General features: G+C 72.3%; 1 protein-coding gene. It reads left to right on the top strand.

All coding sequences use genetic code 11. The features are described from left to right. Positions 1-242: 242 nt before the first annotated feature. Positions 243-1,229, top strand: a 987-nt coding sequence (locus tag E1293_RS47050; RefSeq protein WP_132206652.1) for a LacI family DNA-binding transcriptional regulator, incomplete at its 3' end; no start/stop codon positions are given.

Here is a 1,229-nt window from a genome sequence, read left to right as displayed (position 1 = left end):
GGGCCTGAGGGGGCCGGCCGAAGCCGTCTCTCTCGAAATTTTTCGAAACTCTTCGCTAGGTTCCGTTGCCGTGGAACTCTAAGAAAGGGCCCCTCCACGGTCAAGAGTTGAGCAGGTATTGGCCGAAAATCCGTGCACCGGGACCGGAACTTGGGGCTAGGAGAGAGCGAAACATTGCGATACTGTTCGCAATCGTTTCCTCGGGGAGGAGTGAAGGAGTGCCCGTGCGCACCACCGACGAGATGCCGGACCCGCCGGCCAAGCCGACGCTTGCGCTGATCGCGTCCGAGGCCGGGGTGTCCCCCGCCACGGTCTCCAAGGTCCTGAACGGCCGGACCGATGTGGCCGCCGCTACCCGCGAGCGGGTCGAGGCGCTGCTGCGCACCCACAACTACCCGGGTCCCGGCGGTTCCCGGCGCGCCCGCCGGTCCGGCCTGATCGACCTGGTCCTGGCCGGCCTCGACAGCCCGTGGGCGGTGGAGATCCTGCGCGGCGTGGAGGCCGAGTGCGCCGAGCACGGCACCGGCGTCGTCGTCTCGCTGGTCCGCGCGGACGACGCCCGCCCGCCGAGCTGGCAGAACCTGCCCGCGCTGCACCACAGCGACGGGGTCATCCTGGTGACGTCCCGGATGACGCGGCGCCAGCGCGAGCAGCTGGAGCGGGCCGGGGTCGGCCTCGTCCTGGTGGACCCAGTGAACCTGCCGGACACCGAGATCGCCAGCGTCGGCGCCACCAACTGGGCCGGCGGCCTCGCCGCCACCGAGCACCTGATCGAGCTCGGCCACCGCCGCATCGCGGTGATCGGCGGCCCCGCCGACATGCTCTGCACCCAGGCCCGGGTGGACGGCTACCGCACCGCGCTGGAGCGCGCCGGGATCGAGGCCGGCAAGGACCTCGTCCGGTACGGCGACTTCCACCACCAGGGCGGGTTCGCCCGCACCCGCGAGCTGCTCGCGCTGCCCGAGCCGCCGACTGCGATCTTCGCGGGCAGCGACGAGCAGGCGATGGGCGCCTACCAGGCGGCCCGGCTCGCCGGCCTGCGCATCCCCGAGGACCTGAGCGTCGTCGGCTTCGACGACCTGCCGACCTGCGAGTGGCTGTCGCCGCCGCTGACGACCGTCCGGCAGCCGCTGGAGGAGATGGGCCGGGTCGCGGCCCGCACCCTGCTCCAGCTGCTGGACGGACGGCCGCCGCTGACCCCCCGCGTGGAGCTGGCCACCGACCTGCGC

Source organism: Actinomadura darangshiensis (assembly GCF_004349235.1).
In the GTDB taxonomy this organism is placed as follows: Bacteria; Actinomycetota; Actinomycetes; order Streptosporangiales; family Streptosporangiaceae; genus Spirillospora; species Spirillospora darangshiensis.
The sequence above is the reverse complement of the archived record's forward strand: the minus strand, read 5'-3'. Positions and strand labels throughout refer to the sequence as shown.